We start from the raw sequence: 21,112 nt of genomic DNA on the forward strand, positions 1-21,112 counted from the left end.
ACAGGCTGCCCACCCTGGGTTCACGAAGACTTGCGCACGCGCATGTACCAGTCGCACAGCAGGCGCACCTGCTTTTCGGTGTAGCCCTTGTCGATCATGCGGTCGACAAAGTTCTGGTGCTTCTTCTGGTCCTCGGCGCTGGCCTTGGCGTTGAACGAGATCACTGGCAACAGGTCTTCGGTGTTGGAGAACATCTTCTTCTCGATCACCGCGCGCAGCTTCTCGTAGCTGGTCCATGAGGGGTTGTGACCATCGTGCTTGGCGCGAGCGCGCAGCACAAAGTTGACCACCTCGTTGCGGAAGTCCTTGGGGTTGCTGATGCCGGCGGGCTTTTCGATTTTCTCCAACTCGTCGTTCAGCGCCCCGCGGTCCAGGATCTCACCGGTGTTGGGGTCGCGGAACTCCTGGTCCTGGATCCAGAAATCAGCATAGGTCACATAGCGGTCGAAGATGTTCTGGCCGTACTCGGAATAGCTCTCCAGGTAGGCGGTCTGGATCTCCTTGCCGATGAACTCGGCATAGCGCGGGCTGAGGAACTCCTTGAGGTGACGGCGGTAGCGCTCCTCGACCTCGGTGGGAAACTGCTCGGCCTCGATCTGCTGCTCCAGCACATACATCAGGTGCACCGGGTTGGCAGCCAGTTCACGGTGGTCAAAGTTGAAGACCCGCGACAGGATCTTGAAGGCGAAACGGGTCGACAGCCCGGTCATGCCCTCGTCCACCCCGGCAAAGTCGCGGTACTCAGGGAAGCTCTTGGCCTTGGGGTCGGTGTCCTTGAGGTTCTCACCATCGTAGACGCGCATCTTGCTGTAGATGCTGGAGTTCTCCGGATCCTTCAGGCGCGACAGCACCGAGAACTGCGCCATCATGCGCAGGGTGTCGGGCGCACACGGTGCATGCGTCAGCGAAGAGTTGGCCAGCAGCTTTTCATAGATGTGCATCTCATCGGTCACGCGCAGGCAGTACGGCACCTTGACGATGTAGATGCGATCGAGAAAGGCCTCGTTGTTGCGGTTGGTCTTGAAGGTGGTCCACTCGGCTTCGTTCGAGTGCGCCAGCACCAAGCCGTCGAAAGGAATGGCGCCAAAGCCTTCGGTGCCTTTGTAGTTCTGCTCCTGGGTGGCCGTGAGCAACGGATGCAGCACCTTGATCGGCGCCTTGAACATCTCCACGAACTCCAGCACGCCCCGGTTGGCCAGGCACAGCCCCCCCGAGTAGGAGTAGGCGTCAGGGTCGTTCTGTGAATAGTGCTCCAGCTTGCGGATGTCCACCTTGCCCACCAGCGAGGAGATGTCCTGATTGTTCTCATCGCCTGGCTCGGTCTTGGACACCGCGATCTGCGACAGCACCGAGGGCCGCATCTTCACCACCCGGAAGCGGCTGATGTCGCCTCCAAACTCGCGCAGCCGCTTGACGGCCCAGGGGCTCATGATGCCCCCCAGGTAGCGTCGACTGATGCCGTAGTCCTGCTCCAGGATGTGACCGTCCTCGTTCACATTGAACAGCGACAGCGGCGACTCATGAACCGGAGAATCCTTGATGGCATAGAACGGCACCTTTTCGATCAGCAGCTTCAGCCGCTCGGCCAGTGACGATTTGCCACCGCCCACCGGGCCCAGCAGGTAAAGGATCTGCTTTTTCTCCTCCAGCCCCTGGGCCGCATGCCGGAAGTACGAGACCACATGCTCGATCACCTCCTCCATGCCATAGAACTCCCTGAAGGCCGGGTAGATGCGCAGCATCTTGTTGGCGAAGATGCGGGACAGGCGCGGATCCAGCCGCGTGTCCACCAGGTCAGGCTCGCCGATGGCCACCAGCATGCGTTCGGCCACGCTGGCATAGGCCATCTTGTCGGCTTTGCACAGCTCCAGGTAGTCCTGAAGAGACATCTCTTCTTCTTGCGCCGCCAGGTAAGCACTTTGGTATCGGGCCAGCAATGACATGGCACACCTCCATGGGAAATGGAACGGACAGGCTAGGGATTCAACGGCCGTGAGGCCACAGGGGATGACATCGGATCGGGGAGAGGCCACAGGCCTCGACAGGTGCCGGCGTGTCAGACCGGCCCCAAGCCCGCCAGGGGTGCGTCTGGCAGGCAGATCGCAAATGGGTCATCGTCGACATCGGGTCAGGAAAGCAACTACGCATGGCGTCACTCCTTTGCCACCAGCAGCAGGATGGTTCTGCTCAGTTGGACTCCGGCCTGCTGGATTGGTTTCAGTTTGTATTGCAGGGCAAGCAGGTGTCAATGACTTTGCTACCAGTGGTCCTGGCTTGCTCAAGTCGAAGGGACCGCTTGTGTGAAGTAAGTCAACCTCGCAGCAAGCGCTCGCCGCACGATTTGAAGGGCGAGGACAACGGCGTCACACAAGCGGTGCATACTGCTATCTTTCGGAGCAGGATGGCATCGATGACGCAAGCGACGAAGATTTGCCAGCATCAGAACTACGAGTTGAAATGCAGCGCCAAAGTGCTGGACAACGGCGAGTACGTTCCCTTGCTGGTCATCACCAAACAGGTCTGGCCGACGCGCCCGCGCGAGATCGCGGTGCGTCGCGGTGACTACACCACACCCGAGGCTGCGGTTGAGGCCGCCTATGCCCAGGGCCTGGAGTGGATTGCCAACTACGGCTGAACGCAGCCGGTCAACCGCCCCCAGCGGGCATGATGCGCCGACACCCAAGCGGCGTGGTGGGCTGTCGACGTTGAACGGCCCCGCTCAGGCCGCCCGGCGCGGCAGGCCGCACACCTCGGCCCCCGGGTCGTTGTGGGGTTTTTCCCGCTCGTTCTTGGCTTCGGCCACCGCCATGTCGCGCGGCAAGGCGACCCCATTTTTCACGGCCAGGATCTCGGCCATCACACTGACCGCGATCTCGGGCGGGGTCTTGCTGCCGATGTAGATCCCGATCGGCCCGCGCAGACGCGCCAGGCTGGCCTCAGTCTGGTCAAAATGCTCAATCATGCGGGCGCGCCGGGCCTCATTGTTGCGGCGTGAGCCGATGCCCCCCACGTAAAAGGCCTCGCTGTCCAGGGCCTCCAACAAGGCCAGGTCATCGAGCTTGGGGTCATGCGTGAGGGCCACCACACAGCTGCGCCGGTCGGGCTGGAAGGCACGCACCACGTCATCAGGCATGTCGCTCACCACCCGCGCGCCCGGTACCCGCCAGGTGCTTCGGTACTCTTCACGCGGATCGCACACCGTGACGGCAAAGCCGCTGAACAAGGCCATGGTGGCCAGGTATTCGGTCAGTTGACCGGCACCGATCAGCAGCATGCGGTACTCGGGGCCGAAGGTGTTGCTCAGCAGCCCCTCGGCCACGGTCAATTCGGCCGGGGCGTCGGCCGCCAGCAGGCTCACCATGCCGTCGACCAGACGCACCCGGCGCTGCATCAACTGGCCCCGTTCCAGGGCCTCGATCAGCTGGCCCAGGCTGGCTGCATCGGGGTCGAACTCGAGCATCAGCTCCAGCGTGCCACCGCAGGGCAGGCCAAAGCGATGGGCCTCATCGGCGCTGATGCCGTACTTCACAAAGGCCGGCGGGCCACTGGGAATCGTGTGTTCATGGCGGTTCACCGCCTCAGGCAACGGGCTCTGGGCGTAAGCCCGGGTGTGGCGGTCGATGAGGTCGTCCTCGATGCAACCGCCCGACACCGACCCGACCACCTGCCCCTGCTCGCTCAAGGCCATGATGGAGCCCACGGGCCGTGGCGAAGACCCCCACGTCCGCACCACGGTGACCAGCATGGCCCGCAAGCCCTGCAGCCGCCATTCGCGCAGCTTGCGCAGCACCATCACATCCAGGTTTTCCATCTCGATCTCACTTTCCGGGGGGGCTCATGTGCCCGCCCGCCTTCCAGACGAACTCAACGCAGCCAGAGCACCAGGGCGGCCAGCACCACCGCTCCCACCCACCAGGCCCAGACCGGCACGCCCGGGCTGCCAGCCACGGGTGCAGCGGGTGCCGCCTCGCTCGGTGCGGGCTGGGCAGACACCTCGGCCGCGGCCAAGGCAGGCGCCGGGTGACGGCGTTGCATTTCGTCATCAAAACGCTTGAAGAAATCTTCAGCCATGCCCTTGGCCGCCCCATCGATGAGGCGCTGGCCCAACTGGGCAATCTTGCCTCCCACCTGGGCGTTGACGGTGTAGCTCAGCTCGCAGCCCCCTTCGTTGGGCTGCAAACTGACCTGGGCCTTGCCCTTGCCAAAGCCCGCCACACCGCCCTGCCCGTCGAACCCGATGGTGTAGCTTTGCGGCGGGACAATGTCGCTGAGCGTGATCTTGCCGCTGAACTTGGCCGACACCGGGCCGATCTTGACGGCCATGCCGACGGCGTACTGATTCTCGCCAGTGGGCTCGACCTTGTCGCAACCGGGAATGCACAGCTTGAGCACCTCCGGGTCGTTGAGCGCATCCCAGGCCTGCTGCTGGGTGATGGCCAGTGGCCGGCTTCCTTGCATGTCCATGATCGGTTCCTCGGTTTTCTTGGAGTCGGAAAAGGGGCTGCCTGCCGCGGCTCAACGCCGCAGCACCGCCGCGATGCTGCCGGCCAGATCCTCCAGCCGGCTCAGATTGTGGACCGCCAGCATGCCGTGTGCCTGGGCATGCAGCTCGATGGCCCCACGCGCCAGCGGGGCGTAGCCCTCGAAGCGCAGCAGGGGGTTGAGCCACAGCAGGCGGCCCGTGTGGCGACGCAGCCAGGCCAGCTCGCGCCCCAGTGCGGCCGGCTCGCCCGTGTCGAGCCCATCGCTGATCAGCAACACCAGGGTGCGCCGCCCCAGCAGACGCCGCGCATGACGCTGCCGCAACTGGGCCAGAGAATCACCCAGCCGGGTGCCGCCGGCAAAGTCGCTGATGCGGGCACTGGCCTGGGCCAGCATGGCGTCGGTGTCGGCCAGACGGAAAGCCGGCGTGAGATCGGTCAGGCCGGTGCCAAACGCGAACACGTCACGCCGTGGCAGGCCGGCGGTAGCCGCATGCAAAAAGGCCAGCAGCAGCCGCGCGTACCGCTCCATCGAACCCGACACATCCACCAGCACCAGCAAAGGCAGCGGCTGCACACGCCGACGCAGGCGCGGCAGGTGCAACAGCTCACCACCGGTGCGGGCGGCCTGTTGCATCACACCGGGCCAATGGATGCGCGCGCCGCCCGCGCCAGCCCGGGTGCGGCGCGACTCGAACACCGGCATGGGCAGCGCGATGCGTCGCGCCAGGCGCTCCACCAACTGGTATTCAGACGCCGACAGGCCGTTGAAGTCGGCTCGGCGCAAACGCTCGGCCTCACTGGCCGTCATGGCGGCATCAAGTTCAATCTTGTCGTCAGGGGCTTTGGGAGGGCCGGCCTGACCGGCCGCCTTCGGGGGTGACAAGGCTTCGTTCACGCGCGGACGCCGGCGCGAGGGCTCGGCACGCCCCTGGGCCGTGGGCAACATCTGGGCCAGCAATTGACGGGCCATGTCAGGGTCGCGGAAATAAGCGTCGAATAGCTCGCGGAACACGGCACGGTCAGCCTCGCGGCTCACCAGCACCGTCTCCAGCGCCGCACACAGGTCGTCGCGACGGCCCAGGTCAACCCATTGCGCGGCCTGCAAGGCCAGTGCCATGCGCGAGGCATCCAGCGGTACACCGGCCCGGCGCAAGGTACGCCCGAAGCCCGTGATGTTGTCGGCCAGCTTGCCGCTGCGCGCATCGCCCAAGCGGGGATTCATGGCCAGCCTCCTCAGACCTCGTCGGGTTTGAGCAATTGGGTGGCCAGTTCATGGGTCAGGGCGGCCACGTCTTCGCGCTGCTTGAACAGGATGCCGGCGGTGTCCGAGGCCAGTTCGGGGTCGATCGCCAGCGTGTCCAGGGCCACCAGGGCCTTGGCCCATTCAACGCTCTCCGCAATACCTGGCGCACGCTGAAAGGCATTGGCAAAAGGGGTGCTGCGCAACCTGGCCACAAAGCTAGCCACCTGCTCAGCCAAGGCCGCGCTGGCCAGGGGCACCTGGGCCCGCACGATGGCCAGTTCGCGCTCGCGATCAGGGTAGTCCAGCCAGTGGTACAGGCAGCGGCGCTTGACCGCATCGTTGAGGTCGCGCGTGCGGTTGCTGGTGAGCAGAGTGACAGGCTTGCACGCCGCGCTGATGGTCCCCAGTTCGGGGATGCTGACCTGGTACTCGCCCAGGTACTCGAGCAAAAAAGCCTCGAAGGGTTCGTCGGCCCGATCCACTTCGTCAATCAGCAACACGGCCCCGGGGGCCGGGGCTTGCAGCGCCTGCAACAGCGGGCGCCGGATCAGGTAGCGGCCCTGGTAGACCTCTCGCTCAGCATCGTCCCCCTCCCCCAGGCCCTGGGAGCGCCCCTCGGCCACCCGCAGGTGCAGCAACTGGGCCGCATAGTTCCATTCATAAAGGGCTTCGCGCTGCTCCAGGCCGTCGTAGCACTGCAGGCGGATCAACTGTCGCTGCAGCACCTGGGACAAGGCCTTGGCCAGTTCGGTCTTGCCCACCCCGGGCTCGCCCTCCAGCAGCAGCGGGCGCTGCAGCTTCAGGGCCAGAAAGACGGCCGTGGCCAGGCGCCGGTCGGCCAGGTATCCGACCCCCGCCAGGGCCTGTTGAAGCGCGTCGATGGATGCGAGCACCAGAGGGGGTCTCCTTGCGTCGGGATTCAGCCAGCCAGGGCCCGGGCCACGGAACGCTGGGTCTGCACACTGATCAGGTTGGCGCGGTAGACCGCACTGGCGTGGATGTCGCTGTTGAGATCGGCCGCATCGATGCTCACCCGTGCAGCGGCTTCGGGTGTGAAGCTTTGGCTGAGCGCCGCCTCCAGACCGGCATGACGGAACACCGCGCTGGCGGCCCCGGTCACCGCCACCCGCACGCCGGCAGGGGTCTGTGCCACGAACACTCCAACCAGCGAGAAGCGCGACGCAGCCTGCTTGAACTTCATGTAGGCCGCGCGCTGCGGAATGGGAAAACGCACCGCCGTGATGATTTCGCCGTCCTCCAGGGCCGTGGTGTACATGCCCAGAAAGAAGTCATCGGCAGCGATCTCGCGGCGGTCGGTGATCACCGTGGCGCCCAGGGCCAACAAGGCGCTGGGGTAGCAGGCCGCCGGGTCGTTGTTGGCCACCGAGCCCCCCAGGGTGCCCCGGGCCCGCACCTGGCGGTCCCCGATGTGGGCTGCCAGATCGGCCAGTGCCGGAATGGCCGCCTGCAACTCGGCGTTCGCGGCCACATCAGCATGGCGCGCCATGGCGCCGATCACAATGGACTGGCCTTCGCGCCGAATGCCGGCCAGCGAAGGAATGCGGTTGAGGTCGACCACCTGTTCAGGGGCGGACAGGCGCAGCTTCATCGAGGGCAGCAGGCTCTGGCCACCCGCCAGCAGCTTGCCGCCGGCCTGGGCCAGACCTGCGGCTTCCGCCACGGTGGCGGGGGCTTCAAAAGTGAAGGCGTACATGGTGCGATTCTCCTTGTTCGGGGATTCGGGGTGCCGGAATGGGGCTCAAGCCCGGGCAGCCTGGATGGCCGACCAGACCCGGGCGGGCGAGGCGGGCATGTCCAGATCCTGGACCCCCAGGGGCTTGAGCGCGTCGAGCACGGCGTTCATCACGGCGGGTGGCGAGCCAATGGCCCCGGCCTCACCGCAGCCCTTGGTGCCCAGCGGGTTGTGCGTGCAAGGCGTGCAGACGTGGCCCAGCTTGAACTCCGGGAAATCATCGGCGCGCGGCATGGCGTAGTCCATGAAACTGCCCGTGAGCAGTTGGCCCGTCTCGCGGTCGTAGACGCAGTTCTCGATCAGCGCCTGGCCGATGCCCTGCACCAGCCCCCCATGGACCTGCCCCTCGACGATCATCGGGTTGATGATGGTGCCAAAGTCATCCACCGCGGCAAATCGGTCCACCCGCACGGTGCCGGTGGCCGGGTCGACCTCGACTTCGCAGATGTAGGTGCCGGCCGGGAAGGTGAAGTTGGTCGGGTCGTAGAAGGCGGTTTCGTTGAGCCCGGGTTCCAGCTTGTCGAGCGGGTAGTTGTGCGGCACATAGGCGGTCAACGCCACCTGTCCAAAGGTCACCTTTTTGTCGGTGCCACGCACCGTGAATTCGCCGTTCGCAAAGTCGATGTCGACATCGCTGGCTTCCAGCAGGTGGGCTGCGATCTTCTTGGCCTTGGTCTCGATCTTGTCCAGCGCCTTCATGATGGCCGCGCCACCGACCGAAATCGATCGCGAGCCATAGGTGCCCATGCCGAAGGGCACGCGACCGGTGTCGCCGTGCACCACGTCGACCTGATCCGGAGTGAGCCCGAGGCGGGCGGCCACCACCTGGGCAAAGGTGGTCTCGTGGCCCTGACCATGGCTGTGCGATCCGGTGAACACCGTGACGCTGCCGGTCGGGTGCACCCGCACTTCGCCGCATTCAAACAGGCCAGCCCGGGCCCCCAGCGCACCGGCGATGTTCGACGGCGCAATGCCGCAGGCTTCGATGTAGCTGCTGTAGCCGATGCCGCGCAGCAGCCCCTTGGCGGCGCTGGCCGACTTGCGGGCCTCGAAGCCGGCGGCATCGGCCAGTTGCTCAGCCTGATCCAGGCAGGCCGGGTAGTCGCCGATGTCGTACTGCAGCGCCACCGGGGTCTGGTAGGGGAAGCTGGTGATGAAGTTGCGACGCCGGATCTCGGCCTGGCTCAGGCCCATCTCCCAGGCGCAGCGCGTGACCAGACGCTCCAGGAGGTAGGTGGCCTCGGGGCGCCCGGCACCCCGGTAGGCATCGACCGGCGCGGTATTGGTGAACCAGGCGTCCACCTCGACATGGACCTGCGGCGTGGTGTACTGCCCCGCCAGCAAGGTGGCGTAGAGGATGGTGGGCACGGCGCTGGCAAAAGTGCTCAGGTAGGCGCCCAGGTTGGCATCGGTGTGGACACGCATGGCCAGGAAGCGGCCCTGGGCATCCATGGCCATCTCGGCGTGGCTCACATGGTCGCGACCGTGGGCATCCGACAAAAAGGCCTCGCTGCGGTCAGCCACCCATTTGATGTTGCGATTGAGCTTCTTGGAGGCCCAGGTCAGGCACACGTCTTCGGCATACAGGTAGATCTTGGAGCCGAAGCCGCCCCCCACGTCCGGGGCAATCACCCGCACTTTGTGCTCGGGCAAACCCATGACAAACGCGGTCATCAGCAGGCGCTCGACGTGTGGGTTCTGGTTGGACACGTACAGGGTGTACTCATCATTGGCTCGACTGTACGAACCGATGGCAGCGCGCGGCTCCAGGGCATTGGGTACCAGGCGGTTGTTCACCAGGTCCAGCCGGGTCACGTGGGCCGCGCCGGTGAAGGCGGCGTCCACCGCGGCCTTGTCACCAATGGCCCACTTGAAGCAGTGGTTGTCAGGCGCGTTGTCGTGCAGCGCCGGGCCCTTGGCGGCGTCAGCCACCTGCACCACCGCGTCCAGTACCTCGTAATCGACATTCACCAGCTCGGCTGCATCGCGCGCCTGCTGCAAGGTCTCGGCCACCACCATGGCCACATGGTCACCCACGTAACGCACCTTGCCCTGCGCGAGGATGGGGTGCGGTGGCTCTTTCATGGGCTGACCGTCGGTGCTGGTGATCAGCCACCCACATGGCAGGCCGTTGATGCCGGCGGCCGCGACATCGGCCCCGGTGAACACCCCCAGCACACCCGGCGCGGCCTGGGCGGCCGCGATGTCGATGGCATTGATGCGGGCATGCGCATGAGGCGATCGCACGAACACCGCGTTGGCCTGGGCCGCCAGCACCACATCGTCGGTGTACTGGCCGGCCCCGGTCAGAAAACGGTAGTCTTCCTTGCGGCGCACGGCGGCACCGATGTGCGGAAGGTTGGCAAAATCTGAGGCACCCATGTCTTTGTCTCCTGATGTTCGGGAATCGAAGCGCCCATCGCCTGTTGGCGCGGGCCGAGGGTTGATGCGCTGAACGAGCTCGCCAGGGGCTCAGCCGCCTGCGGCCATGGCGTCCCGGCCTTGCACCACGGCCTTGACGATGTTCTGGTAGCCGGTGCAGCGGCAGAGATTGCCTTCCAGCAGCTCCCGGATCTCGCTCTCGCCGGCCTTCGGGTGGTGCCGGCACAGATCGACCGCGCTCATCACCATGCCCGGGGTGCAGAAGCCGCACTGCAGGCCATGGCACTCCTTGAAGGCGGCCTGCATCGGGTGCAGCGTGCCATCGGGCTGGGCCAGACCCTCGATGGTCGTGACCTCGGCGCCCTGGGCCTGGGCGGCCAGCACGGTGCACGATTTGACGGCCCGGCCGTCCAGCAACACGGTGCAGGCACCGCACTGGCTGGTATCGCACCCGACATGGGTGCCCGTGAGGGTGAGTTGCTCGCGCAGCAACTGCACCAACAGGGTATTGGGCGCCACATCCGCCCGGGCCACACGGCCATTCACCTTGAGTTCAACCTGCATGGACCATCTCCTTGAAAAGTAGAGGCTTGGAACAGCTGGCATCTTTTCGCGGCCCCGGTCCGCGTTGGCTAGGCAAAACCCTAGGATGCAGACGGCTCGACTCGGATATTCTCAATTTGCGACAGCCATGACCGTTTGATGTCTGCACAACACCGCTCACCCAGCTGGCTCCCGGAGGTCCGGGTGCCAACTACCGAGCCCGCCCACCCCAGTCACCCAGCCACCGCCCCAGGCCCATGCCAGCGACTGACACCCCCTCCTTGCGAGCATCCCCGCCCGCTCATGACCGACAGGCCTTGATCCGGCAGGCCCGGCAGGCCTGGCTGAATGGCGGCCTGGGCGGGTCACCGAACCTCGGCCACACCCCGATCGAGCCCTGGATCACTCGCTCCTGGCAACGTTGCCTGGCCGACGGCCTGCGGCCCCACCAAAGCGTCGAGTTCGGCCCGGTCAGCGCCAGCACGCAACGCCAACTGACCGAGGGCAACCGCGACCTGATCAACGCGGCACGCCCGGTGTTGGCCCAGCTCTCGCGCGCCATTGCAGGCACCCGCTATTTCAGCCTGCTGACCAATGCCCAGGGGGTGGTGGTGGACGTGCACGGCCCCATCGACCCCCAACAGGAGGCCGCCACCACGATTGCCCGCGTGGGGGTGGACCTTTCCGAGCGCCATGTGGGCACCACGGCCATCGGCGCGGCACTCACGGAGCTGCAACCGGTGTGGCTGCACCAGGGGGAGCATTTCTTTGAGCAGCACGCGATTTACAGCTGCGCTGGCGCCCCGCTGATCGGCCCCGAAGGCCATTGCGTGGGCATGCTGGACCTGACCGGGGTGGAGGTGCCGGAGCGGCCCGAGCTGCGCCACCTGGTGACGCGGGCGGCACGCCACATCGAAAACGCGCTGGTGCTGCAGAGCCCCTGGCACATCATGCTGCGCCTGAACTGGCCCGGGGCCCCCATGCCCGAAGGCCCGGCAGCCGATGCCGAAGGCCTGTTGTGCCTGGACACCGAGGGTGCGGTGCTGGCCTGCAACCCTGCGGGCCGCCAGATGCTGCCCCGCCCGCTGCTGCGGCCTGGCGCCCGCCTTCAGGCCGACGATCTGTTCGCCGTGCCATGGGGCATGCTGGTCGACCACGCCCGGCGCCAGGCACCGCCGCTGGATGTGCCGCTGTGGTCTGGCTTGCGGCTGCAGGCGCTGGCCCGCTTGCGCGGCGCGACGCCCCAGGCGACGGCGGCTGCACGGCAGGAGGGCGGCACTGCGGCCGCCAGGCCCTTGCGCGACCTGGAAACCGCGCTGATCCGGCAGGCAGTGGAAGAAGCCCGCGGCAATGTGGCCGAAGCAGCCCAGCGCCTGGGCATCAGCCGGGCCACCGTCTACCGCAAACTGGGACAGAAAGCACGCCCGACCGGCGATTGACGGGTTCGCCGCCCCCTCAATCGACAGAACCCAGCACCACGGCAGCGGGTTCAACCACGGCCCGGGCCAGGGCACCGCGCCTGAGCGTCCCGCCCTGGGTCGTCAAACCCACCCATTGCAGCCCGCCCTCCGACGTCAGCACCACCTCCTGCAGCTCGCCAGCGCGTGTGGTGCGGGCCACCCGGCCCGTCACGCTCGACACGGCATCGAGGCGGTCCTCGCCCTCGCTTTCACCCGGCCCCAGGGGCAGGATGCGCACCGCCGTGGCCTTGCACAAGGCCAGCACCGGCAGCCCCTGGCGCAGGCCCAGCAACTCGGCGCTCTCGCGGGTCAACGAGGCCTGCAGCCGATCCGGCCCGGCCAGGCTGAGCTGTGCCAGCACCACGGCGCCCTGGCGCCGCAGTGCCGTCACGGTGGCCGGCCATTGGTTGCGCATGCTGGTGCGCAAGCCCAGCGCGGGGGACTGGGTGCCCGTACTGCCCATGCCCGCTGCCGCGCCAGCGCCGGCCAGCTCAGCCAGCACCTGCTGACGTGCCACCGCCAGGGCGTCTGCCACGCGCAGCAACCAGGCGCCCTGCGGGGTGATCACGGCCCCACCGCCGCCCGCCCCCCCCACCGCCCGCTGCACCAGCTCGGCACCGGCCAGGTTGCTCAAGGTGTCGATCGCCTGCCAGGCGGCCTTGTAGCTCACACCCGCATCGCGCGCGGCCTGCGAGATGCTGCCGCCTGCCGCGATGCCGCGCAGGATCTCCAGGCGTTTGTCACTGGGGCTGTGGCCCAGCGCCTCCGACCAGTGCAGGACGGGAGCGGGGGCGAAAATCTGAGGCATCGGTGTTTCCGGGCTGAGGGCGCTGACCATGCCCTGAACTTTAACCATTCCGGCGGGCTGGCACGGCTGGCGCTAAACTCACGCCAATTGCGCTATTCAAGTGCGGAATAGCGAACCACCCCCTCAACCGTATCCTGCGCCCGCTTCATGCCTGAATCGACCCTGATCCCGCTGTGGCTGACCCTGAAGGTGGCCTGCCTGGCCACCGTGGCCAGCGGCGTGCTGGGCGTGGGCCTGGCCTGGTGGATGGCGCGGCGCCGCTTTGTCGGCCACGCCCTGCTGGATGCCTTGCTGATGCTGCCCATGGTGCTTCCCCCCACCGTGCTGGGCTACTACCTGATCGTGCTGATCGGGCGCAACGGGCTGCTGGGGCGCTACCTGGACCAATGGCTGGGCATCAACCTGATGTTCACCTGGCAGGGGGCCGTGCTCGCCGCCGCGGTGGTGTCACTGCCCCTGATTTACAAGGGCGCCCGCGCCGCCTTCGAAGAAACCGACCCCCGCCTGGCCCAGGCAGCGCGCACCCTGGGGGCGGGCGAGCTGGAGGTGTTCTGGCGCATCAGCCTGCCCATGGCGCTGCGCGGCATCACCGCCGGCCTGATGCTCACCTTTGCCCGGGCCATGGGCGAGTTTGGCGCCACGCTGATGATCGCGGGCAACCTGCCGGGCAAGACCCAAACCCTGTCGATCGCGGTCTACGACGCCGTGCAGGCCGGCAATGATGCCCAGGCCCTGTGGCTGACCGGCCTCATCTCCGCCGTCTGCGTGTTGGTGCTGGTGGGCTCCGGCCGGCTGCTTCAGGCGCGACACTGACCCCACCCCTGCCCACCATGCCGCACGCTCAACCCCGCCCCCCGACGCCGCCCGTGCTGGACATCCAGCTGCAACTTGAGGCCCATGCCCCGGGGCGGCATTTCGCGCTCCAGGTGGCCTTTGAATCGACCAGCCTGCGCACGGCCTTGCTGGGCCCGTCGGGGGTGGGCAAGTCCATGACGCTGCAGGCCGTGGCGGGCCTGATTGACGCACCGGGCCATGTGCGCGTCCAAGACCTGACGTTGCAGGACAGCCAGCGCGGACTGTGCCTGAGCGCACGCGAGCGCAGTGTGGGCTATGTGTTCCAGGATTACGCACTGTTTCCACACATGACCGTGCGCCAGAACGTGGCCTTCGGCGTGCGCCGACCCGGTCAGCCCCGCAGCCCGCAGGCCGACGATCGGGTGAATGAGATGCTGGCCCGCTTTCAATTGGAGGAACTGGCCCCCGCCTGGCCGCGGCACCTGTCCGGTGGCCAACGCCAGCGCGTGGCACTGGCCCGTGCACTGGCGGCCCAGCCGCGCCTGCTGCTGTTGGACGAGCCGCTGTCGGCCCTGGACACCGAGTTGCGCCTGCGCCTGCGCGACGAATTGCAGAGCTTGCTGGAACAGATCCGCATCCCGGTGTTGCTGGTCACCCACGACCCACAGGACGTGGCCCAGTTGGCCCAGACCGTCATCCGGCTGCGTCCAGGCGAAGCCGCCCAGCCCGAGACCGTGGCCGAACGCCCACCGGCGGTGCGCCTGGCCTGAAGCCAAGCCCGAACGACCCAGCTCAGATCGCGCAGGAACGGAAACCCACGAAGGCATCGTCTTCGTGCGGCTGGCCAAACCAGCGCCAGCCCGCATCGCGCAGGCGCGCCCGGCTGGCCAGCGAATACCCGCGCTGCACCCGGGCCTGCTCCATCAGCGGCCAGGCGTAATCACGCCACGGGCCAGGCTGAGCCCCGGGCCAGGGGCGCAGGCGGCTGGCGGTCCATTCATGAACCTCACCCCAGCGCCAGCCACGGCGGGCTGCGGTGTGGGCGGCCAGATCCCATTCCACTTCATCGGGCAGGCGCCGACCGGCCCAGCGGCACCAGGCATCGGCCTCCCACCAACTCACATGCACCACCGGGTGGGCCCCGGCCAAGCGCACGCGGCGACCAAAACGGTTCTGCAGCACACCGCCGCTGCTGCCCGGGCGAGCCGCCCCCATGTGCTCCACGTGGCGCGGCGCGGTGCGGCCCACCTGCGCCTGCAACCAGGCCCAACCTTCGGGCAGCCAGTGTTCGGCCTGGTCATAGCCACCATCGTCGACAAACTCGATGTATTGGGCCCAGCTCACTGCCTGGGCATCGATCTCGAACTCAGGAACGGCCACGCTGAGCTGGCCAGGCTCGCCCTCGGGGTGGAAGCCACCACTGCGGTGCGGCAAGGCCCAGCGGGTGGCCGGGATCAGCAAGGGGTCGCGTGCCGCCAGCACTGCGGGCTCGGGCAGGTCCAGCGGCACGCCCTGGGCCTGGGCCAGCCGGATCATGCGCTCGCCGAGCAGATCCTCATGGAACAGAGCCAATCGGAAGAAATACAGCGAAGCATCGTCTTCAGGCAACCGGTCCAGCAGATCCAGAGTGGACTCCAACGTGTCGAGCAACCACGATCGCACCGCCGCACGCTGGGGCAAGGCCTCGGCGGCTCGCTGCGCAGCACTGCGCCAGCGTGGGTCCCACAGGCGGTCGGCTGCCGGGTCTGAAGAAGGCAGCCGCAAGGCGTCGGGCGGGCAGTTCAACCCCAAGGCGCGCCGGGTGTTGCGCCCCACCCAGTACTCGGCAAACCAGCCGGCATGGCCGGCCAGCCACAACGGCGGCTCCACGCCGGGCCCAGGCTGCCAGCGCCAATGCCCGCTGTCCTCGGCCTCTTCAAAGCGCGCCAGCAGGGCCAGCGTGTGATTGCGGGCATCCATCAAGGCCAGCGACAGCAGAGAGGGGCCGGCCGACCAGAGCTGGGGCGAATCGATCGCGGCCGAGGGGTTCAGTGCGGGATGGGGCATGGCCGGAGCGGCGGGTCAGGCCAGGGGCTCAAAGAAAGAAGAAGGCCAGTGCGGCCACGACCGTGGGCGCCAGCGCCCCCAGCAACAGGCCGCCGGCACTGATCGCACCATCCGGGAAACCGTTGCGCAACAGGGCCACACCGGCCGGATTGGGGGCATTGGCGATCACGGTGAGGCCGCCGCCCGTGACGGCCCCGGCCACCAGCATGTATTTGGCGCCGTCAGAAATGCCTTCGATCAGAGAACCCAGGTAGGTGAGTGCCGCGTTGTCGGTGATGGCGGTCAAGGCCGTCGCCCCCACAAACAGTGCCGTGGGTGAGAGGCCCGAGACCAGAGGCTGCAACCACCATTGCTGCAAACCGCCCAACACCACCAGCCCGGCCAGGAAAAAGCCCACCAGCAAGCCCTCCTTGATGATCAGGGGGGCCTGAAAGCGGCTGTAGGCCTGGGTGTAGCCCAGAAACATCATGAACAGCCCCATGAAGATCACCGGATGGTGGGCCATCAGCACCACTGCGGCCAGAAAACCCAGGTGCACCGCCGTCACCACCCAGGGCACGGCCCCATTCGGCTCGCGCGTGTCGCGCATTTCGTGCGTTTGGCGGGGGCTCTCGGGCTCCTGCAGCGAGCCGCGGATGAAGCCCACCAGCACCGTGGCGTTGAGCACCACGGCCACGGCGGCCTTCCAGCCGAAGTGCGTCAGCATGAAGGCCGAGTCCCACTGCCAGGCGCTCGCCACCATCAACACCGGGGGTGCGGCATAGGAGGTGAGGGTGCCGCCAATGGACACGTTGACGAACAACACCCCGAGCGCCGCATACTTGTGGCGCACCGGCACCTCAGGGCGGAACACCGTGCCCGCCAACGTGAGCGCCGCAATGGTCATGGCCGCAGGCTCGGTGATCAGGGAGCCCAGCAGGGGCACTCCGGCCAGCACCAGCCAGGCCTGGGCCACCGGGCGGCGCAGCGGCAACAGGCCGCTGAGGGCCTGCAGCACGGACGACACCGCCACCAGCACCGGGCGCGAGGCCGCCACCACCATGACCACAAACACAAACAGCGGCTCGGTGTACTGGCGCGACTCGGCATAGGCCACGGCGCTGGCCGTGCCCTGCACCAAGGCCATCATGCCCAGCAGCACGAAGGCCCAGAAGCCGAACACCACCTCGACCTCGCCCAGCAGGTGCAGCAAGCCGGCGTGACGCGGATGGCGCTGGGCCAGGTGCTCGATGGCACTGGCTGCAAAGGTATGGACCAGCGCAATGGCAAACACGGCCGCGGCCATCAGGTGAATGAGATCAGGTGACAAAAATACTCCTTGCAGCGGGCCCCAGACGGCGGTCGGGGCAAAGTGGGGTGCGGGCACTGACAACGGCCGGCCCCGAGGATGCCTGGGGGAAACCCGGCCTCAGGTAGTCAGGGTTTTTTCAGTGAGCTGGCGCTACCATTGCCCACCCGCCAAGGTTGCAGACCTGAAGCACTCGCCCAACCGGGTGCTGGGGTATGCAACTCAAAAAAATCACTGGAGACACAGCGTGTCAATCTTACTCAAACTCTCTGCGCTGGTGGACTGGATCAGCGTGCGCATGTCGCATGTGGCCGCCTGGACCGTCCTGTTCGCCGCCCTCATCTCGGCCGGCAATGCCTTCATCCGCTATGGTTTTGACATCAGCTCGAACGGCTGGCTCGAGATCCAGTGGTACCTGTTCGCCGCCACCGTGATGCTCGGTGCACCCGCCGTGCTCAAGTTCAACGAGCACGTGCGCGTCGACATCCTGTACGGCAAGCTGCGCGGCAAGGGCCCGGTGGTGGTCGACCTGCTGGGCCTGGTGGTGTTCCTGCTGCCGGTGATGGGCCTGCTGGCCTACCTGAGCTGGCCCCTGTTCATGAAGATGTACCTGACAGGTGAGGTGTCGGGCAATGCCGGGGGGCTGATCCGCTGGCCCGCCATGCTGCTGCTGCCTACAGGTTTCGGCCTGATGTTCCTGCAGGGTGTGTCTGAGGTGATCAAGCGTGTGGCCTACCTGACTGGCCACCTTGAGCTCGATACCCGCTACGAAAAGCCGGTGCAGTGATGCCAGCCCTGCGCTGACACCTTCACCTTCAACCACCGGATTTCAGGACTCTTCAAAATGCAGATGGAAAACTTCGCGCCCTTCATGTTCGGGGGGCTGGTACTGGTGATGCTGATCGGGTTCCCGGTCGCATTCTCGCTGGCGGCCCTGGGCCTGGCCTCGGGCTTCTTCGCCATCAGTCAAGGCTGGTTCCCGGCCAGCTACCTGTCGAACCTGCCCCTCAACATGTTCGGCATCCTGTCGAACGACCTCTTGCTGGCCATTCCGTTCTTCACCTTCATGGGCGCCTTGCTCGAAAAGTGTGGCCTGGCCGAAGACATGCTGGACTCGATGGGCCAGCTGTTCGGCCCCGTCAAGGGCGGGCTGGGCTACTCGGTGATCATTGTGGGCTTCATCCTCGGCGCCATCACCGGTACCGTGGCCGGCCAGGTGATCGCCATGGCACTGATCTCGCTGCCGGTGATGATCCGCTACGGCTACAACATGCGCTACGCCACTGGCGTGCTGGCCGCCTCGGGCACCATCACGCAGCTGGTGCCGCCGTCGCTGGTGCTGATCGTCATGGCCGACCAGTTGGGCCGCTCGGTGGGCGACATGTACAAGGGCGCCTGGGGCCCGTCGATCCTGCAGGTGCTGATCTTTGCCGGCTACACCTTTGCACTGGGCGTGATCAAGCCTTCGCACATTCCGGGCGTGCCCAAGTCGGCGCGCACCCTGGTGGGCTGGGCGCTCTGGGCCAAGTGCCTGCGCGGCATCATCCCCTCGGCCGTGCTGATCTTTGCCGTGCTGGGATCGATGGGCGGCCTGCCGGGCATCGACACCGCCATTGCCACCCCGACCGAAGCTGGCGCCATGGGCGTGGTGGGGGCCATGGTGCTGGCCGCCATGCACAAGCGCCTGAGCCGCGGCCTGATCTGGGAAGCCATGCAGGGCACCATGCGCCTGACCGCCATGGTGGTCTTCATCCTGATTGGCGCACGCGTCTTCTCGATGGTGTTCCAGGGTGTGGACGGCGCCAAGTGGGTCGAGCACATGCTCAGCGGCCTGCCAGGCGGCCAGACCGGCTTCCTGATTGCCGTGAACGTGTTCATCTTCTTCCTGGCCTTCTTCCTCGACTTCTTCGAGATCGCCTTCATCATCCTGCCCATGCTGGGCCCGGTGGCCGACAAGCTCGGCATCGACCTGGTGTGGTTCGGCGTGCTGCTGTGCGTGAACATGCAGACCAGCTTCATGCACCCCCCCTTCGGCTTCGCGCTGTTCTACCTGCGCGGCATTGCCGACACGCTGTTCAAGGAAGGCCGCATCAAGGCGCCCATCAAGTCGGCCGACATCTACATGGGCTCCATCCCCTGGGTGCTGATGCAGCTGATTCTGGTGGCCGTGGTGATCTTCGTGCCGCAGACCGTGACCATGTTCATCCCCAAGGAAGCCGTGATCGACGTCAACAAGGTGCAGGTCGATGCACCGCCGCCCGAGGCCGATGACCCTTCGGCAGAAGACGCGGACGCCGAGCAGAAGAAACTCGAGGAGCTGTTCAAGCCCTCGACCGACAAGCCGGCCGACAGCAAGTGAGCAGGTAAACAAGTCAGCACGGCGGCCCGCCGCCCTCCTCCCTACAGCCCCTGCCCGTCAGGGGCTTTTTCTTGGACCGAAGCATGAGCGACCCGACGCCTTCACCCCAACCTCAGCCCGAAGCAGAAGCGGCGTTCGAGCTGCCTCGCATGGGCCCCCCGCCCTTTGTTTTCGAGCCCCTGGGGGGATCGGTTGAAGGACCGGCCTTCCCGCGCCTGGTCAAGGCGCTGGCCCTGCTGGTCACCGTGGGCTGCGGGGGGTGGCTGGCCCAGCTGTGGTGGCAGGACCAGCCCGTGCTGCACGCCCGATCTGCGGGTCTGTGGTTTCTGGCCGCCCAGGCCATGATCAGTTGCACGGCCTGGTTCATCGTGGTCAGCCGCACCCGGCTCGACCGCACCGAGCTGCGCCAGCGCTGGGTGGGCGACAAGGTGATGCCCCTGGCCGATCTGGCCTATGGCAAGCTGATCCGGGTGCGCGGGCTGGAATGGCTGATCGCCCCCCGACTCTATGTGCGCACCTTGGGCGGCAAATTTGCGGTGTTCTACGCCGCCTCGCCCGCGCTGCGCGCCGAGTTCGATCGCCTGTTGCGTGAGCTGGCCGAGTTTCGCCGCATGTGACACAAAAAAACGCACCCGTAGGTGCGTTTTTGACGTGGCGCCTGGCGCCTCGATGCCGGTCATGCCGGCACCGCTGAATCACAGCTTGGCGGTCTGCATGAAGCTGTCGAAACGGGCTTCGGCAAAGCGGAACCAGAGGATCTGGTCCTTCTGGAAAGCGCGGTAGTCAGAGTAGATCTTCTTCCAGTCGGGGTTCTTGGCTTCGAGCTCGGCGTAGATGGCCATCGAGGCATCGAACGAAGCCTGCAGCACTTCCTTGGGGAAGGACACGACCTTGGTCTTGGCGCCCACCAGTTGCTTCAGGGCGGTGGGGTTCAGGGCGTCGTACTTGGCCTGCATGTCGACGTGGGCATAGGCCGATGCGGCTTCGATGATGGCCTTGTTTTCAGCCGACAGCGCGTCCAGCGCCTTGTTGTTGATGAAGAAGTCGACCTCGGGGCCGCCTTCCCACCAGCCGGGGTAGTAGTAGTAGGGCGCGACCTTGTTGAAGCCCAGCTTCTGGTCATCGTAAGGACCCACCCACTCGGCGGCGTCGATGGTGCCTTTTTCGAGCGCTTGATAGATCTCACCGCCCGGGATGTTCTGGGGCACGCCGCCCATGCGTTCGATCACGCGGCCAGCAAAGCCGCCGATGCGGAACTTCAGGCCTTTGATGTCGGCCGGGGTCTTGATCTCCTTGCGGAACCAGCCCCCCATCTGGGCGCCCGTGTTACCGCCGGCAAAGCTCACGATGTTGAACTTGGCGTAGAACTCGTTCATGAGCTTGCGGCCATTGCCGTGCATCATCCACGAGGTCATCTGACGCGAGTTCATGCCGAAGGGGATGGCTGCGCCGATGGCGAAGGCTTCGTTCTTGCCGAAGTAGTAGTACGGCACGGTGTGGCACATTTCGACCGAACCCTGCTGCACGCCATCGACCACGCCCAACGGGGGCATCAATTCGCCACCGGCATGGACCGAGATCTCGAACTTGCCACCCGACAGTTCCTTGACTTTCTTGGAGAACACTTCGGCAGCGCCATAGATCGTGTCCAGCGACTTGGGGAAGCTGGAGGCCAGGCGCCAGCGCACGGCGGCCTGGGCATGCACGGCGGGGGCGGCACCAGCGGCCAGAACGCCTGCGATGCCTGCGTTTTTAAGGATTGAACGACGATCCATGTGGTTTTGACTCCGAACTGTGTGAAAAACCCGCAGGCCACCGCCGCGCGCGACAGGCCGGCCTGCAATGAGGAATCTGGATTGTAGAAAGCGCCCACGGCCCCCCGGCACGGGTTTACCCTGCGATCAGGCGCTGCCTGCGCAAGGCTTCAGGGTTTTGCAAGGATTTGTGCGAC

The 21,112-nt window shown here is 66.3% G+C and carries 19 protein-coding genes; 7 read left to right on the plus strand and 12 right to left on the minus strand.

Features of this window, described 5'->3' with window-relative positions:
• Positions 1–20: 20 nt before the first annotated feature.
• A complete protein-coding gene (locus tag AC07PT_RS22865; RefSeq protein WP_494658226.1) occupies positions 21–1,943 on the minus strand; it encodes a PrkA family serine protein kinase in 1,923 nt (640 codons plus the stop codon).
• Between the two features lie 467 nt (positions 1,944–2,410).
• Between AC07PT_RS22865 and AC07PT_RS22870 the strand changes: the two genes are divergently transcribed.
• On the plus strand, positions 2,411–2,635 hold the full coding sequence (locus tag AC07PT_RS22870; RefSeq protein WP_027477038.1) for a hypothetical protein: 225 nt from the start codon (positions 2,411–2,413) through the stop codon (positions 2,633–2,635).
• Positions 2,636–2,719: 84 nt separating this feature from the next.
• Here the strand turns inward: AC07PT_RS22870 and AC07PT_RS22875 are convergent, their stop codons facing one another.
• From AC07PT_RS22875 to AC07PT_RS22905, 7 genes are all read right to left on the minus strand, one after another.
• A complete protein-coding gene (locus AC07PT_RS22875; RefSeq protein ID WP_494658227.1) occupies positions 2,720–3,811 on the minus strand; it encodes an XdhC family protein in 1,092 nt (363 codons plus the stop codon).
• Between the two features lie 53 nt (positions 3,812–3,864).
• Entirely contained in the window at positions 3,865–4,464 is a 600-nt protein-coding gene (locus AC07PT_RS22880; protein WP_492348047.1) for an SRPBCC family protein, read from the minus strand.
• Positions 4,465–4,515: 51 nt separating this feature from the next.
• Positions 4,516–5,706, minus strand: a complete 1,191-nt coding sequence (locus AC07PT_RS22885) for a vWA domain-containing protein (RefSeq protein WP_492348046.1) — start codon at positions 5,704–5,706, stop codon at positions 4,516–4,518.
• A gap of 11 nt (positions 5,707–5,717) precedes the next feature.
• Positions 5,718–6,620 (minus strand): AAA family ATPase, encoded by a 903-nt coding sequence (locus AC07PT_RS22890; RefSeq protein WP_492348045.1) that lies wholly within the window; start codon positions 6,618–6,620, stop codon positions 5,718–5,720.
• A 26-nt stretch (positions 6,621–6,646) separates the two neighbouring features.
• On the minus strand, positions 6,647–7,441 hold the full coding sequence (locus tag AC07PT_RS22895) for an FAD binding domain-containing protein (protein ID WP_494658228.1): 795 nt from the start codon (positions 7,439–7,441) through the stop codon (positions 6,647–6,649).
• Between the two features lie 45 nt (positions 7,442–7,486).
• Positions 7,487–9,862, minus strand: a complete 2,376-nt coding sequence (locus tag AC07PT_RS22900) for a xanthine dehydrogenase family protein molybdopterin-binding subunit (RefSeq protein ID WP_492348043.1) — start codon at positions 9,860–9,862, stop codon at positions 7,487–7,489.
• 90 nt (positions 9,863–9,952) lie between these two features.
• Positions 9,953–10,426 carry a (2Fe-2S)-binding protein gene (locus AC07PT_RS22905; protein WP_494658229.1) on the minus strand — a complete coding sequence of 158 codons (474 nt, stop codon included), beginning with the start codon at positions 10,424–10,426 and terminating at the stop codon, positions 9,953–9,955.
• A 236-nt stretch (positions 10,427–10,662) separates the two neighbouring features.
• On the opposite strand from AC07PT_RS22905, the gene AC07PT_RS22910 reads away from it, so the two are divergent.
• Complete coding sequence (locus AC07PT_RS22910) at positions 10,663–11,844, plus strand: helix-turn-helix domain-containing protein (RefSeq protein ID WP_494658230.1); 1,182 nt, start codon at positions 10,663–10,665, stop codon at positions 11,842–11,844.
• A 16-nt stretch (positions 11,845–11,860) separates the two neighbouring features.
• On the opposite strand, the gene AC07PT_RS22915 is transcribed toward AC07PT_RS22910, so the two are convergent.
• Positions 11,861–12,673 (minus strand): TOBE domain-containing protein, encoded by an 813-nt coding sequence (locus AC07PT_RS22915; protein WP_494658231.1) that lies wholly within the window; start codon positions 12,671–12,673, stop codon positions 11,861–11,863.
• 147 nt (positions 12,674–12,820) lie between these two features.
• Here AC07PT_RS22915 and modB point away from each other — a divergent pair, with 147 nt between their 5' ends.
• Together modB and AC07PT_RS22925 are read left to right on the plus strand one after the other, a co-directional pair.
• Positions 12,821–13,486: a molybdate ABC transporter permease subunit gene (modB, locus tag AC07PT_RS22920; RefSeq protein ID WP_492348039.1), complete on the plus strand. Its 666-nt coding sequence runs from the start codon at positions 12,821–12,823 to the stop codon at positions 13,484–13,486.
• Between the two features lie 17 nt (positions 13,487–13,503).
• Positions 13,504–14,238 (plus strand): ATP-binding cassette domain-containing protein, encoded by a 735-nt coding sequence (locus AC07PT_RS22925; protein WP_494658232.1) that lies wholly within the window; start codon positions 13,504–13,506, stop codon positions 14,236–14,238.
• A gap of 22 nt (positions 14,239–14,260) precedes the next feature.
• Here AC07PT_RS22925 and AC07PT_RS22930 read toward each other — a convergent pair whose 3' ends face one another.
• Together AC07PT_RS22930 and AC07PT_RS22935 are read right to left on the minus strand one after the other, a co-directional pair.
• Positions 14,261–15,514 (minus strand): SUMF1/EgtB/PvdO family nonheme iron enzyme, encoded by a 1,254-nt coding sequence (locus AC07PT_RS22930; protein ID WP_494658233.1) that lies wholly within the window; start codon positions 15,512–15,514, stop codon positions 14,261–14,263.
• 28 nt (positions 15,515–15,542) lie between these two features.
• Complete coding sequence (locus AC07PT_RS22935; RefSeq protein ID WP_494658243.1) at positions 15,543–16,799, minus strand: putative Na+/H+ antiporter; 1,257 nt, start codon at positions 16,797–16,799, stop codon at positions 15,543–15,545.
• 250 nt (positions 16,800–17,049) lie between these two features.
• On the opposite strand from AC07PT_RS22935, the gene AC07PT_RS22940 reads away from it, so the two are divergent.
• From AC07PT_RS22940 to AC07PT_RS22950, 3 genes are all read left to right on the plus strand, one after another.
• Complete coding sequence (locus AC07PT_RS22940) at positions 17,050–17,589, plus strand: TRAP transporter small permease subunit (RefSeq protein WP_494658234.1); 540 nt, start codon at positions 17,050–17,052, stop codon at positions 17,587–17,589.
• Positions 17,590–17,646: 57 nt separating this feature from the next.
• Entirely contained in the window at positions 17,647–19,161 is a 1,515-nt protein-coding gene (locus AC07PT_RS22945) for a TRAP transporter large permease (RefSeq protein ID WP_494658235.1), read from the plus strand.
• Between the two features lie 83 nt (positions 19,162–19,244).
• Positions 19,245–19,778 (plus strand): hypothetical protein, encoded by a 534-nt coding sequence (locus tag AC07PT_RS22950; RefSeq protein WP_494658236.1) that lies wholly within the window; start codon positions 19,245–19,247, stop codon positions 19,776–19,778.
• Between the two features lie 78 nt (positions 19,779–19,856).
• Here the strand turns inward: AC07PT_RS22950 and AC07PT_RS22955 are convergent, their stop codons facing one another.
• A complete protein-coding gene (locus AC07PT_RS22955; protein ID WP_494658237.1) occupies positions 19,857–20,936 on the minus strand; it encodes a TRAP transporter substrate-binding protein in 1,080 nt (359 codons plus the stop codon).
• Positions 20,937–21,112: the final 176 nt, after the last annotated feature.

Source organism: Curvibacter sp. GW821-FHT09D12 (assembly GCF_059416245.1).